Below are 12,223 nucleotides of genomic sequence, written 5' to 3'. Positions count from 1 at the left end.
GTTGGTGGGAGGCCGGTAAGGAACCGGCCCGTCAATCAAGGAGGACAGCACCATGGCACAGTATCTGCTCAGCGTTTTCCAGCCCGTCGGCCCGGCTCCGGCGCCGGAGGTCCTGGCGCCCATCATGGCGGACCTGGAGGCCCTGAACCGCGAGATGAAGGCTGCCGGCGCCTGGGTGTTCGCGGCGGGGCTCCACCCCACCGACACAGCCACGGTCGTGCGGCAGCAGGGCACGGAGACGCTCATGACGGACGGGCCGTTCGCCGAAGCGAAGGAGCACCTCGGCGGCTTCACTGTCATTGAAGCGCCGGACCTGGACGCGGCGCTCGGCTGGGCCGGAAAACTGGCCCGGGCCACCACCCTTCCCATCGAAGTGCGGCCTATCCAGCACTAAGTATCAGCCGTCCCGGGGCGAAACAGATTGTTAAAAAGAGAACGCACCGGGGGTCTGCTGCGGGAAAATGGGGGAAACCCGCTGCAGACCCCCGGTGCCGGGCAGACATCCGCATGACTGCCTATCATCACTCGCACCCTCAATGAGGTAGTACCCACGTTATTCGCGGAGTTTGGGAGCAAGCTGCGCTGAGGATGTGAGCTGGCTGTGAATCGGGGCGGACTGCAATGATGGGGGACATGAGCAACCGAATCGCATTCCTGGGCTGTGGGTCAATGAACGAGGCAATCATGGGCGGCATGATCGCGGGCGGGACGGACCCCGCCGACGTCGTCGCCACGGTCCGCCGGGCCGAACGGGCCGCCGAGCTGGCCGAGCGGCACCACGGCATCACGGCCATCGCCAGCGAAGAAGAACCGGAAAACAATACGCAGGCCGCCACCGGTGCCGCCGTCGTCGTCCTGGGCGTCAAGCCGGTGGGCATCGCGGACCTGGCCCGCGAGATCAGCGGCTCGCTCTCGCCTGACACCATCGTCGTCAGCGTCGCGGCGGCAGTGTCGCTCGAGCAGCTGGAAGCGGCACTGCCGGCCGGACAGCCGGTAATCCGCGCCATGCCGAACACTCCCGCCAGGCTGGGCCGCGGTGTCGTGTCGGTCTCGGCCGGGAAGCACTGCTCGGCGGCGCAGCTCCAGCAGGCGAAGGACATCTTCGCGGCCGTCGGCACCGTCGTCGAGATTCCCGAAGAGCAGGTCGACGCGCTGTCCGCGATCAGCGGCTCCGGCCCGGCTTACGCGTTCTACCTGGCCGAGGCGATGGCGGCGGCCGGGGTGGAACTGGGCCTGGACGCCGAGCTCTCGCTGCTGCTGGCACGCGAAACGGTGGCCGGTGCAGGGCTCATGCTCGCCGAGCCCGGCGCCGACCCGGCCGCGCTGCGCAAGGCCGTGACCAGCCCGAACGGCACCACGGAGCGGGCCATCTTCACCTTTGACGAGCGGGGCCTCCCGGCGATCATCGCCGACGGCGCCCGTGCCGCCGCCGAGCGGGCCGCGGAGATCACCAAGCAGCTCGGCTAGCGGCGCCTCGGCCGTAGGCCATGACGCGGACGGCACCCGGTGGCAGGATAGGATCCATGGAACTGCACATCACAGGGGACCCCGCGGCGGACAAACTACTCAGCGATGACGCGTTTGCGCTGCTCACCGGCATGCTGCTCGACCAGCAGGTGACGATGGAGTCGGCGTTTGCCGGCCCCGAGAAGATCCGGACGCGCCTCGGTTCCCTGGATCCGGCCGCCATCGCCGAACACGATCCGCAGGCATTCGTCGAGCTGTTCAAGGAGCGCCCGGCCGTCCACCGGTTCCCCGGATCAATGGCCGGCCGGGTCCAGGCCCTCGCGGAGACGGTGCACCGTGACTGGAACGGTGACGCGACGGCCATCTGGACGCAGGATGACCCGGACGGGCCGGAGGTGCTGCGCCGGCTCAAGGCGTTGCCGGGATTCGGCGAACAGAAGGCAAAGATCTTCCTGGCGCTGCTGGGAAAGCAGTGCGGGCTCCAGGCTGCGGGCTGGCGCGAGGCCGCCGGCCACTACGGCCAGCAGGACGCCTTCCTGTCCGTCGCCGACATTGTGGACCCGGAGTCGCTGACCAAGGTGCGGGCCAGCAAGCAGGCAGCCAAGGCCGCCGCGAAGGCCTCAAAGGGAACCTAGTGCGTGGAGGTCGGGACCGTGACTGAACAGCCGGCAGGCCGCCTTCTTTCGCTCTGGGCTGCCACCGGCGGCGCCGACACTTACGCGCCCCTGGATGCGGACGTTGACGTTGACGTTGCCGTGCTTGGCGGCGGCATCGCTGGACTGACCGCCGCGCTGGCCCTGAAACGGGCCGATCTGACGGTCGCCGTGCTGGAGGCCGCGCGGGTGGGCACCGGCGTCACCGGAAACACCACGGGCAAGGTCACCTCCCTGCACCGGCTGGCCTACACCGAGCTCGCGGCCCGTCACGGCGTCCACGCGGCCGGCGTCTACGGGCAGGCCAACGAAGCAGCAATTGAACACGTTGCCGGCGTCGTGGCGGCGGAGCGAATCGAGTGCGGCTTCCGGCGGGTGGCCAATTACACTTACGCCGAATCCGGGCGGGCGCTGGCGCTGGTCCGGGAGGAAGCGGCGCTGGCCGACCGGCTGGGGCTGCCGGCGTCCTTCACCACGGATGTTCCGCTGCGCTTCCCCGTCCGGGGCGCGGTCCGCTTCGACGGCCAGGCCCAGCTCCACGCCCTCAGGTACGTGCAGGGCCTGGCCGGCGCCGTGCACGGGGACGGCAGCTTCGTCTTCGAGGAGTCGCCCGCCACGGGTTTCCGGGACGGCTCCCCGGCCATGGTGGACGCGGAGCGGGGATCGGTCCGGGCCCGGGACATCATTGTGGCGACCAACCTGCCGTTCGGGGACAACGGCCTGTTCGCCCGGCGATGCTACGCGCACCGCTCGTACATCGTCGCGGGCCGGAGCGCGGCTCCTCCGCTGGACGCAACCTTTGTCAGCGTGGAGGAGCCGATGCGCTCCATCCTGACCGTCGACGTCGACGGTGTCAGCTACGTCCTGGCCGGCGGTGAAGGGCATCCGGCCACCGAGAGCGTTAATTCCGCCGAGCGGGACGGACGGCTCGCCGCCTTTGCCCGCGACCGCCTGGGCGCCGGGGAGATTGCCTTCCGCTGGTCCACCCAGGACGCCATGCCTGACGACGGGCTGCCCTACGTCGGCCTCATGGGTCCGGAGTCCCGGCATGTCCACGTGATCACCGGGCTTCGCAAATGGGGCCTCACCAACGGCACCGCCGCTGCCTTGATCCTCCGCGACACCCTATGCGGCACCGCCAACCCGTGGGCCGCAGTGTTCGACAGCAACCGCAGCGGCGGTGCGCGGCGCGAGGTGCCGCCCCCGCCGGGGGAGCCGCTGGCCGAAGGGGCGCCGGCGCGTGCTGTGCCGGCTGGCATCGCTCCGGGCGAAGGGACGGTGGTGGACGCCGGGGGCGCCAAGACCGCCGTGTACCTTAGCCCCGCGGGGGAGGTCCAGGCGGTCTCGGCCGTTTGCACGCACCTGGGCTGCACCGTCGAGTTCAATCCGACGGACGTGACGTGGGACTGCCCCTGCCACGGCTCCCGGTTCGCCACGGACGGCACCGTCATCCAGGGGCCGGCCACGAGGAACCTGGCCCCCAGCCCGGCCCCGGATGCCACGGGCTCAGGCCGGGGCGGCGCCTAGCCCATCCCGCCGCCGGAACTAAGGCCTCGCGGCGAACCGTTCCAGCAGGTCCACGTGGCCGGAAACGATCAGCATGTCCCGTGCGGACACTTTCGTCTCGGGCCGGGCGTAGGTGAAGTCCTCGCCCGGGGATTTCACGCCCACGATCGTAACGCCGTACTTGGAGCGCACCTTGGACTCGTCGAGGGTGAAGCCTACGGTTTCCCGCGGCGGGTACATCTTCACGATCGCGAAGTCGTCGTCGAATTCGATGAAGTCCAGCATGCGGCCCGAAACCAAGTGCGCGGCCCGGACACCGGCGTCGGCTTCCGGATAGATCACGTGGTTGGCGCCGATCCGGGTCAGGATCTTGCCGTGCGACGGCGTGATTGCCTTGACCCAGAGGTGTTCGATGCCGAGGTCGACGAGGTTGACCGTGATCAGCACGGAGGACTCGATCGAGGTGCCGACGCCCACGACGGCGGAGCTGAACTCCTGGGCGCCGAGCTGGCGGAGGGCATCGATATTGGTCGCGTCGGCCTCCACGACGTGGGTCAGCACGCTGGCCCACTTCTGCACGAGGCTCCGGTCGCGTTCGATCGCCAGCACCTCGCGGCCCTGCTTGACCAACTGCTCTGCGGTGGATGCGCCGAAGCGGCCCAGCCCGATCACCAGCACGGGCGCGTTGTGGGCGGGGCGGTTGACGGCGCCTGAGGAACTAGCCAATGATCGGTCTCTCTTCCGGGTAGTGGTACAACTGGCTGCGCTGGCGCAGGGCCAGTCCAGCGGCGAGGGTGACGGTGCCGACGCGGCCGGCGAACATCAGGACGGTGAGGACGTAGACGCCCGCCGGGGGCAGTTCGGCACTGAGATTGGTGCTCAGGCCCACCGTGGCAAAGGCGGAAATCGTTTCAAACAGCACCCGGTCAAGGGACGCGCCGCTGATTTGCAGCAGCAGCAGGGCCGAGACTGCCACGAGGGTGGCGCCGGCGACGATGACCGAGATGGCCACCCGCATCGTGCCCTCCGGGATGGTGCGGCCGTAGACCTTCACATCCGCGTCGCCGCGGGCCTCGGCGATGATCGCCAGGAACATCACCGCGATGGTGGTGACCTTGATGCCGCCGGCCGTCGACGCCGAGCCTCCACCGGCGAACATGAGCGCGTCGGTCAGCAGCATGGTGGTGGAGTCCATCTGGTTCTGGTCCACCAGGTTGAAACCGCCGGAGCGCATCATCACGGAGGCGAAGAGGGAGTGCGTGACCTTGTCGCCCAGGCTCATGCCGCCAATGGTGCGCATGTTCTCCCACTCCATCAGCCCCCACAGCGCGGTGCCGGCGGCCAGCAGGATCAGCGAGACCTGGATGGTCAGCTTGGTGTGCAGGTTCCACTTCTTCCAGTTCAGCCCGTTCTGCTGCAGCACCATGACCACCGGGAAGCCCAGGCTGCCCAGGAAGACGCCGATCATCAGCGGGACGAGGATCCACAGGTCCGTCTCGTACGGCACGATGCCGTCCGAGTGCGGCGTGAATCCGGCGTTGTTGAACGCGGAAATGGAATAGAAGACGCCGTGCCAGACGGACTGGCCGAAGCTTTCGCCCAGCGCCAGGAATCGCGGGATCAGCGCCGCGGCCAGCGCCGCCTCGATCACCACCGAGGTGACGATGACGATCCGCAGCAGGGTGCCGACCTCGCCGAGGCGCCCGGCGTTCATGGCCTCCTGGGCGATCAGTTTGCCGCGGACGCCGAGCTTCTTGCTGACCATTAGCGCCAGCAGCGACGCCAGGGTCAGGGTGCCGAGGCCGCCAACGAAAATGCCGACCAGAATAACCAGTTGGCCGAAGAAGGACCAGTGCACCGCGGTGGAAACAACGGTCAATCCGGTGACGCACACCGCCGACACCGCGGTGAAGAGAGCCTGGTGCAGGGGTGTCGCCTGGCCGGCGGCCGAGGACACCGGCAGGGAGAGCAGGGCGGTGAAGATCAGGACCACCACGGCGAAGGCCGAGACCGCCAGGCGGGCCGGGGAGGTGTTGGCGATGTTGTCGATAAAGTCGCGCAACCGTGTGAAGATCCAGAGTCCCTCGCGCTCCGGCTGGCCGGGGTGCCAGCCGGCGGGGCTCGGTGACCTCGACTGGCTTTGCGTCATGTGGGGCTTGTCCTCGGTTGAAACGGCGTCCTCAGTAGTAAACCACTATATTCCGCGCAACGACGGGGGACTGGCGGTGCCCTCCGGTAGCCTGTGATTGATGACATTCCTGCCCGGACTCGCCCAGACCGCCCTGCCGACGACGGTGGTGTGGGATTCGGCCATGACGGCGTACAACTTCGGCCACAGCCACCCGATGGCGCCGGAGCGGATGGAACTCACCGCGCGGCTGGCCAGCAGCCTCGGGCTGCTGGACCTGGGGCACGTGTCCGTTGCGGCGCCCCTGGTGGCCACCGACGAGGAACTGGGAACGGTGCACAGTGCGGAATATATTGCCGCTGTCCGCCGCGTCTCCGCGGACCCGGACGCCCCGGACCTAGAACGCGGCCTGGGCACCGAAGACGACCCGGCCTTCGCCGGCATGCATGAGGCCAGCGCCCGGCTGGCCGGCGGTTCCCTGCTCGCAGCCGCTGCGGTCCTGGACGGCAGCGCCGTCCGGGCCGTGAACTTCGGCGGCGGCATGCACCACGCGGCCCGAGAGCGGGCCAGCGGCTTCTGCATCTACAACGACGCCGCCCTGGCCATCCAGCGGCTGCTCGACGGCGGCGTGCAGCGGGTGGCGTACGTCGACGTCGACGCACACCATGGCGACGGGACGCAGAGCATCTTCTGGGATGACCCACGGGTGCTGACTATCTCCCTGCATGAGACCGGGCTGACCCTGTTTCCCGGCACGGGCTTCGCCAATGAAATCGGCGGACCGAATGCCCAGGGCAGTGCCGTCAACGTGGCGTTGCCGGCCGGAACCGGGGATGCCGGCTGGCTTCGGGCCTTCCACGCAGTCGTCCCGCAGCTCATCGGCGCGTTTGAGCCGGAGGTCATCGTCAGCCAGCACGGTTGCGACTCGCACCGCCTGGATCCGCTGACGCACCTGAACATCAGCGTGGACGGGCAGCGCGAGGCGGCCACCGCGATCGGCAACCTCGCGGCCCGTTACTGCGAAAACCGCTGGATCTCGACCGGCGGCGGAGGCTACAACGTCATTACGGTGGTCCCGCGCTCGTGGAGCCACCTGATCGCGATTGCGGCCGGCCGGCCGGTCCCGCTGCGGACCCCCGTCCCGGAGGACTGGCGGCGCTATGTGCAGGAAAAGTACGGCGCCAAGTACGGCGTCGAACCGCCCAGGGTGATGGGCGACGACGTCGACGTCTGGTGGCGCTCGTGGGAGGTCGGATTCGACCCCAACGACGAGGTGGACCGCACAGTCATGGCCACCCGCAAGGAAGTTTTCCCGCTCTACGGCCTGGATCCCTGGTTCGACTAGGCGGCTTTGCGGCCTGCCGGCATGGGGCCTCACGGACGCCAGCAAATAGTGGATGCCATCTGGCGTATATGTCGCTAGTGTGGAGGACATGGTGACCGACGACGTATTTGCCGTCATTGCTGAGGCAACCCGGCGTGACATTCTGGTATCCCTCCGCGAGGGGGACAAAGCGGTGGGGGAGCTGGTCCAGGAGCTCGAGGCTAGCCAGCCCACCATTTCCAAGCACCTCAAGGTCCTGCGCGAAGCGGACCTGGTCAGCATGCGCGCCCAGGGTCAGAAACGCTACTACGCCCTGAACCCCAAGCCGCTGGCCGGCGTCGCCAGCTGGCTGGAGACGTTCGACGTCGGCCGTCCGGCTGCAGCCGGGTCGGCGACCGCTGCCGAACCGGTCGCCGCTGCCCGCACGCAGGCGGCCCCGGACAGCCTCGCCGCCAGCGTGAGCGCCGCGGCGCCTGCTCCGGCGCTCCCCGAGGTCCCCGCAGGGAGCACGCTGAGTCCGGCCGTCGCGTTGCCGGTCGGGACCGCCGGGGAGGACAAGCGGCCGCAGCAGATCGGCCGCACGGTGGGGCGCGCTGCCACCCGCGCCGCGGACCTGCTCGCCAACCTGCCGAAGTTCGGCCGCAAGAAGTAGCGGCTAGTTCTTGAGCAGCCGGACGTGGTCCGGGGTCAGCTCGGAGATCCTGCTGACGCCCAGCAGCGCCATGGTGCGGAGCATGTCTTTTTCCAGGATCGCGATGGCCCGGTCCACGCCCGCCCGCCCGCCGGCCATCAGGCCGTAAAGGTAGGCGCGGCCGACGAGCGTAAAGTCGGCGCCGAGGGCCAGAGCCGCGATGATGTCCGCGCCGCTCATGATGCCGGTGTCCAGGATGACCGCCGCGTCGCTGTTGTCGGCCTGGAGTGCCGCCGAGACGTCCGGGAGCAGGTGGAACGGGATCGGGGCGCGGTCCAGCTGGCGTCCGCCGTGGTTGGAGAGCACCACGCCGTCGGCGCCGTGGTCGACTACCTTGCGGGCGTCGTCAACGGTCTGGATGCCCTTGACGACCAGCTTGCCCTTCCACGTCTCGCGCAGCCAGTCGAGGTCCTCGAACGTCAGGGTGGGATCGAACATGGAGTTGATCAGGTCCGCCACGGTCCCGGTATAGCGCGAGAGCGAGGCGAAGGTCAGGGGCTCATGCGTGAGGAAGTTGAACCACCACGCCGGCCGGTAGGAGGCATCCAGCACGGTCTTCAGGGTCAGCGCCGGCGGGATGGTCATGCCGTTGCGGACATCGCGGAGGCGGGCGCCGGCGACGGCGGTGTCCACCGTGACCATGAGGGTGTCGTTGCCGGCCCGGGCCGCGCGCTCGATCAGCTCCAGCGACCGGTCCCGGTCGGTCCAGAGGTAGAGCTGGAACCAGTTCCGGCCGTCCGGAGCGGCGGCGGCCACATCCTCGATGGAGGCCGTGCCCATGGTGGACAGCGTGTAGGGGATGCCGGCGGCAGCTGCGGCCTGCGATCCGGCGTACTCGCCCTCTGACTGCATCATCCGGGTGAAGCCGGTGGGCGCGATGCCGACGGGCAGCCGGGAGGGTTTGCCCAGGATCTCCGTGCTGAGGTCCACGCTGGAGACGTCGCGCAGGATGCCGGGGCGGAACTCGATGTCCAGGAACGCCTCGCGGGCCCGGCGCAGGGTGATCTCTGCTTCGGCCGCGCCGTCCGTGTAATCGAAGGGCGCCTTGGGCGTGCGCCGCTTGGCCATCTCCCGGAGGTCCCAGATAGTGCTGGCCCGGCCCAGCCTCGCCTCGCGGCCGAACTCCGGCTTTTTGAACTGCATCAGCGGCGCGAGGTCGGCGTATTTCGGCACCCGGCGCCGGAGGGCGGCAGGCAGGCCGGCGGCCGGCACTGCGCCATGGTCCGCGCCGCCGGAGGGCGTCCCGTCGGTGTGATGGCTGGTGGCGGTGTCCTCCGGCGTTGTCGGGGCCTCGGGGTTGCCGGTGATTGGGGGTTGCGTCATTGCTGCCTCCGGTGCGTCTCGTCACAGTCTGTGGTCCAACCACACTCTAAGGGACGCCGTCGCAATATTACGGACCCGCTTTGCCCTCCCGGCTGGGCCGGGGATATGGTCGATGGCATGACAAACCGTTGGTATGCGTATTTTTCGTTGGCTCTGGAGGGGCCCGCGTCTAACTGACACGCATCCACACACCTTCAGAGCCAACAGGGCAGAGATCATTCTCTGCCCTTCGCCATTTTTCCGGCGGGTTCTGATCAGGGCCCGCTCCGCACCCCGGAACAGGACCCGAACCATGAGCATCGAAGCAGCCCCCGCCAGCCAGCAGTCCACCTCTAACCTGCGGGTTAGCGAATTCACCGCGCTGCCCACCCCGCAGGAAATGATCGCGGAGTTCCCGCTGGACGCGCGTGGCTCGGACGTCGTCGGACGCGCCCGGGACGAGGTCCGCGCGATCCTGGACGGCGTTGATGACCGGCTCCTGGTGATCGTCGGCCCGTGCTCCATCCACGACCCGAAAGCGGGGCTGGAATACGCCCGCCGCCTCGTCAGCCAGGCCGAACGCCACCGCGAAGACTTGCTGATCGTCATGCGGACGTACTTCGAGAAGCCGCGCACCACGGTGGGCTGGAAGGGCCTGATCAACGACCCGCGGCTCGACGGCAGCCACGACATTGCCGCCGGCCTGCGCGCCGCCCGCCAGTTCCTGCGCCAGGTCACCGCCCTGGGGCTGCCCACGGCCACGGAATTCCTCGAACCGATCAGCCCTCAATACATGGCCGATCTCGTGGCCTGGGGGGCCATCGGGGCCCGGACCACGGAAAGCCAGATCCACCGCCAGCTCGCCTCCGGACTCTCCATGCCGATCGGCTTCAAGAACGGCACGGACGGCGGCCTGCAGGTAGCGCTCGACGCCTGCAGCGCAGCGGGCGCCGCCCAGGCGTTCCTGGGGATCGACGACGAGGGGCGCGCCGCCCTCGTGAGCACCGCGGGCAACCCGGATACCCACATCATCCTTCGGGGCGGCAGCGACGGGCCCAACTTCTCCGCCGCCGACGTCGGGGACGCCTCCGCCCGGCTCGCCGCCCGGCAGCTGAACCCGCGGCTGATCGTGGATGCTTCCCACGCCAACAGTGGCAAGAACCACCACCGGCAGGCCGAGGTTGCGCTCGAGATCGGCGCCCAGCTCGAGGACGGCGGCGCCTCCGCGTCGGCCATCGCCGGCGTCATGCTGGAAAGCTTCCTGGTCGGCGGGGCGCAGGCCCTGGACGTCGCCGACCATGCCGCCGGAAGGGACGAACTGGTGTACGGCCAGAGCGTCACGGACGCCTGCATGGACTGGGATGTTACCGCCTCGGTGCTCGGCCAGCTGGCGGCGTCGGCGCGCACCCGGCGCACGCGGAGCTGAGGCGGCCGGATTCGGGCGGGCCCGACGTCGGCCGGTGGAGAGTTCCTGCGGAAATCCTTGACAGATTCCTGCGGAAACCTTTCACATTGGCACCACGAACCCCTAGAGTATCTAGCACATGGTTGTTTGATGGCTCAGCATCGGCACACCGCCATGTCGTTCAGACGGGGCAGCCGTTCGCTTGAGCAAAAGGAATAAGGGAAATGTCTTCGGAGGCCAACTTCTCCAACGCGCGCTTTCTCACCGTGGCCGAGGTCGCGGATGTCATGCGGGTATCAAAGATGACCGTGTATCGCCTGGTGCACTCCGGCGAAATGCCGGCGGTGCGCTTTGGCCGCTCTTACCGGGTTCCGGAAAACGCCGTCGAACAGTACCTCAAGGGTGCTGTTGTCGACGGACATACTGAGACGGCCTGAGTCTTCTGCTGTCGCACCGGGCCGCAGCAGACCCCCTCGCGGGGCCTGCGGTCGTGGTGTGCCCCGGATAGGCGGTACCCTGTTAAGGAACGTTTTACGTCATTGTAAGAACCTGTCAGTTGTTCAGTTCGCTTGCTTAGCCCGCGGACCTTTCCCAACGGGCAGGTACTGCATCTAGCCGGTAAGGAACTTTCGTGGGTTCAGTTATTAAGAAGCGTCGCAAGCGTATGGCCAAGAAGAAGCACCGCAAGCTGCTTCGCAAGACGCGCCACCAGCGTCGCAACAAGAAGTAGAGATACTTCGTCCAGCGTCAATGCCCGTTGCCTTTCCGGCAGCGGGCATTTTCTTTGCCCAGACGAGGGCGGCTAGACCGTCGGGCCGCGGAAGCGGGAGAAGCCCCGCCAGAGGCCGTAGACGGCCCCGCCCACCGTCGCGGCCTTGAGGCCCAGGGTCGCCGCCCGGCGTCCGGACCGGAAGTCGTAGACCGGCCAGTTGTGTTCGCGTGCGTGGCGGCGCAGCCGGGCATCGGGGTTGATGGCCACGGGGTGGCCCACCATGCTCAGCAGCGGAATGTCGTTGTGCGAGTCGCTGTAGGCCCAGCAGCGGTTCAGGTCCAGGCCCTCGGCCTCGGCGATCCCACGGACGGCCACGGCCTTGGCCGGCCCGTGCAGAATCTCGCCCACGAGCCGTCCGGTGTAGGAGCCGTCGCGGATTTCGCCGACGGTGCCGAGCGCGCCGGTCAGGCCCAACCGGGTGGAGATCACGGTGGCGACTTCGATCGGGGTGGCCGTAACGAGCCAGACCGGGCGGCCCATGCGCAGGTGTTGTTCGGCCAGCGCCTTGGTGCCGGGCCAGATCCGCGACTCGATCATCTCGTCGTAGACCTCCTCGCCGAGGGCCGCGATGTCCTCCACGGTGAAACCCGAGGCCAGGCTCAGGGCGGTGTCGCGGACAGCGTGGACGTCGTCGATGTTTTCGCCGCGGAACACGAACATCAGCTGTTTCCAGGCAAAACCGGCTGCCTGCGGGATTGTGAACGCCCCGCGCTGGTACATCTTTCGGGCCACGTGGAACAGGCTCGCTCCCCGCATGAGGGTGTTATCGACGTCGAAGAAAGCGGCCTCGCCGTGCTGCGCTGACGCAACCGGCCTCGTGGCCGCGGCGACGATCTTCTCCTCGGGCATGCACCGAGTCTAGTCAATGCCGGGGATTCCCACGCGCAATCGGCCCCCGCCGCACCGCCTGGGACCGGGCCCGGAACGGCACACGGGACGGAGCACGCCCCGAATCGTGATGCTGAACCGGACGCG

13 protein-coding genes are annotated in these 12,223 nt (G+C 68.4%); 9 read left to right on the top strand and 4 right to left on the bottom strand.

Annotated elements, in window-relative coordinates; translation table 11 throughout:
- The first annotated feature begins 52 nt into the window (after positions 1-52).
- The 4 genes from FFF93_RS14060 to FFF93_RS14045 all read left to right on the top strand — a co-directional run bounded on the left by FFF93_RS14060 (position 53) and on the right by FFF93_RS14045 (position 3,647).
- Positions 53-394 (top strand): YciI family protein, encoded by a 342-nt coding sequence (locus FFF93_RS14060; protein WP_138768366.1) that lies wholly within the window; start codon positions 53-55, stop codon positions 392-394.
- Positions 395-633: 239 nt separating this feature from the next.
- Positions 634-1,467: a pyrroline-5-carboxylate reductase gene (proC, locus tag FFF93_RS14055; protein ID WP_138768367.1), complete on the top strand. Its 834-nt coding sequence runs from the start codon at positions 634-636 to the stop codon at positions 1,465-1,467.
- A 56-nt stretch (positions 1,468-1,523) separates the two neighbouring features.
- A complete protein-coding gene (locus FFF93_RS14050; protein ID WP_186372165.1) occupies positions 1,524-2,102 on the top strand; it encodes an HhH-GPD-type base excision DNA repair protein in 579 nt (192 codons plus the stop codon).
- Between the two features lie 18 nt (positions 2,103-2,120).
- A complete protein-coding gene (locus tag FFF93_RS14045) occupies positions 2,121-3,647 on the top strand; it encodes an FAD-dependent oxidoreductase (protein ID WP_138768368.1) in 1,527 nt (508 codons plus the stop codon).
- Between the two features lie 18 nt (positions 3,648-3,665).
- Here FFF93_RS14045 and FFF93_RS14040 read toward each other — a convergent pair whose 3' ends face one another.
- The gene (locus FFF93_RS14040; protein ID WP_186372291.1) at positions 3,666-4,304 is read right to left on the bottom strand and encodes a TrkA family potassium uptake protein; all 639 of its coding nucleotides are present in this window, start codon (positions 4,302-4,304) and stop codon (positions 3,666-3,668) included.
- A gap of 40 nt (positions 4,305-4,344) precedes the next feature.
- Positions 4,345-5,775, bottom strand: coding sequence for a TrkH family potassium uptake protein (locus tag FFF93_RS14035; RefSeq protein ID WP_138768370.1), 1,431 nt, complete (start codon positions 5,773-5,775; stop codon positions 4,345-4,347).
- A gap of 100 nt (positions 5,776-5,875) precedes the next feature.
- Here FFF93_RS14035 and FFF93_RS14030 point away from each other — a divergent pair, with 100 nt between their 5' ends.
- Positions 5,876-7,099 (top strand): acetoin utilization protein AcuC, encoded by a 1,224-nt coding sequence (locus tag FFF93_RS14030; protein ID WP_138768371.1) that lies wholly within the window; start codon positions 5,876-5,878, stop codon positions 7,097-7,099.
- Between the two features lie 88 nt (positions 7,100-7,187).
- On the top strand, positions 7,188-7,730 hold the full coding sequence (locus FFF93_RS14025; protein ID WP_138768372.1) for a helix-turn-helix transcriptional regulator: 543 nt from the start codon (positions 7,188-7,190) through the stop codon (positions 7,728-7,730).
- 3 nt (positions 7,731-7,733) lie between these two features.
- Here the strand turns inward: FFF93_RS14025 and FFF93_RS14020 are convergent, their stop codons facing one another.
- Complete coding sequence (locus FFF93_RS14020) at positions 7,734-9,092, bottom strand: alpha-hydroxy acid oxidase (RefSeq protein WP_315851455.1); 1,359 nt, start codon at positions 9,090-9,092, stop codon at positions 7,734-7,736.
- A gap of 292 nt (positions 9,093-9,384) precedes the next feature.
- Here FFF93_RS14020 and FFF93_RS14015 point away from each other — a divergent pair, with 292 nt between their 5' ends.
- The 3 genes from FFF93_RS14015 (at position 9,385) to FFF93_RS14005 (ending at position 11,206) form a co-directional block, all read left to right on the top strand.
- Complete coding sequence (locus FFF93_RS14015) at positions 9,385-10,497, top strand: 3-deoxy-7-phosphoheptulonate synthase (RefSeq protein WP_138768373.1); 1,113 nt, start codon at positions 9,385-9,387, stop codon at positions 10,495-10,497.
- Between the two features lie 203 nt (positions 10,498-10,700).
- Positions 10,701-10,913 (top strand): helix-turn-helix domain-containing protein, encoded by a 213-nt coding sequence (locus FFF93_RS14010; RefSeq protein WP_138768374.1) that lies wholly within the window; start codon positions 10,701-10,703, stop codon positions 10,911-10,913.
- 194 nt (positions 10,914-11,107) lie between these two features.
- The gene (locus FFF93_RS14005; protein ID WP_003792170.1) at positions 11,108-11,206 is read left to right on the top strand and encodes a 30S ribosomal protein bS22; all 99 of its coding nucleotides are present in this window, start codon (positions 11,108-11,110) and stop codon (positions 11,204-11,206) included.
- 72 nt (positions 11,207-11,278) lie between these two features.
- Here the strand turns inward: FFF93_RS14005 and FFF93_RS14000 are convergent, their stop codons facing one another.
- On the bottom strand, positions 11,279-12,097 hold the full coding sequence (locus FFF93_RS14000) for an HAD family phosphatase (RefSeq protein WP_138768375.1): 819 nt from the start codon (positions 12,095-12,097) through the stop codon (positions 11,279-11,281).
- Positions 12,098-12,223 lie beyond the last annotated feature (126 nt).

The organism is Arthrobacter sp. KBS0702 (genome assembly GCF_005937985.2).
Taxonomy (GTDB): Bacteria; Actinomycetota; Actinomycetes; order Actinomycetales; family Micrococcaceae; genus Arthrobacter.
This window is presented reverse-complemented; position numbering and strand designations above follow the sequence as displayed.

Coding starts and splice junctions, on each gene's coding strand:
- FFF93_RS14060 (WP_138768366.1), top strand. CDS start 53: ATGGCACAGTATCTGCTCAGCGTTTTCCAGCCCGTCGGCCCGGCTCCG.
- proC (WP_138768367.1), top strand. CDS start 634: ATGAGCAACCGAATCGCATTCCTGGGCTGTGGGTCAATGAACGAGGCA.
- FFF93_RS14050 (WP_186372165.1), top strand. CDS start 1,524: ATGGAACTGCACATCACAGGGGACCCCGCGGCGGACAAACTACTCAGC.
- FFF93_RS14035 (WP_138768370.1), bottom strand. CDS start 5,775: ATGACGCAAAGCCAGTCGAGGTCACCGAGCCCCGCCGGCTGGCACCCC.
- FFF93_RS14030 (WP_138768371.1), top strand. CDS start 5,876: ATGACATTCCTGCCCGGACTCGCCCAGACCGCCCTGCCGACGACGGTG.
- FFF93_RS14025 (WP_138768372.1), top strand. CDS start 7,188: ATGGTGACCGACGACGTATTTGCCGTCATTGCTGAGGCAACCCGGCGT.
- FFF93_RS14020 (WP_315851455.1), bottom strand. CDS start 9,092: ATGACGCAACCCCCAATCACCGGCAACCCCGAGGCCCCGACAACGCCG.
- FFF93_RS14015 (WP_138768373.1), top strand. CDS start 9,385: ATGAGCATCGAAGCAGCCCCCGCCAGCCAGCAGTCCACCTCTAACCTG.
- FFF93_RS14010 (WP_138768374.1), top strand. CDS start 10,701: ATGTCTTCGGAGGCCAACTTCTCCAACGCGCGCTTTCTCACCGTGGCC.
- FFF93_RS14000 (WP_138768375.1), bottom strand. CDS start 12,097: ATGCCCGAGGAGAAGATCGTCGCCGCGGCCACGAGGCCGGTTGCGTCA.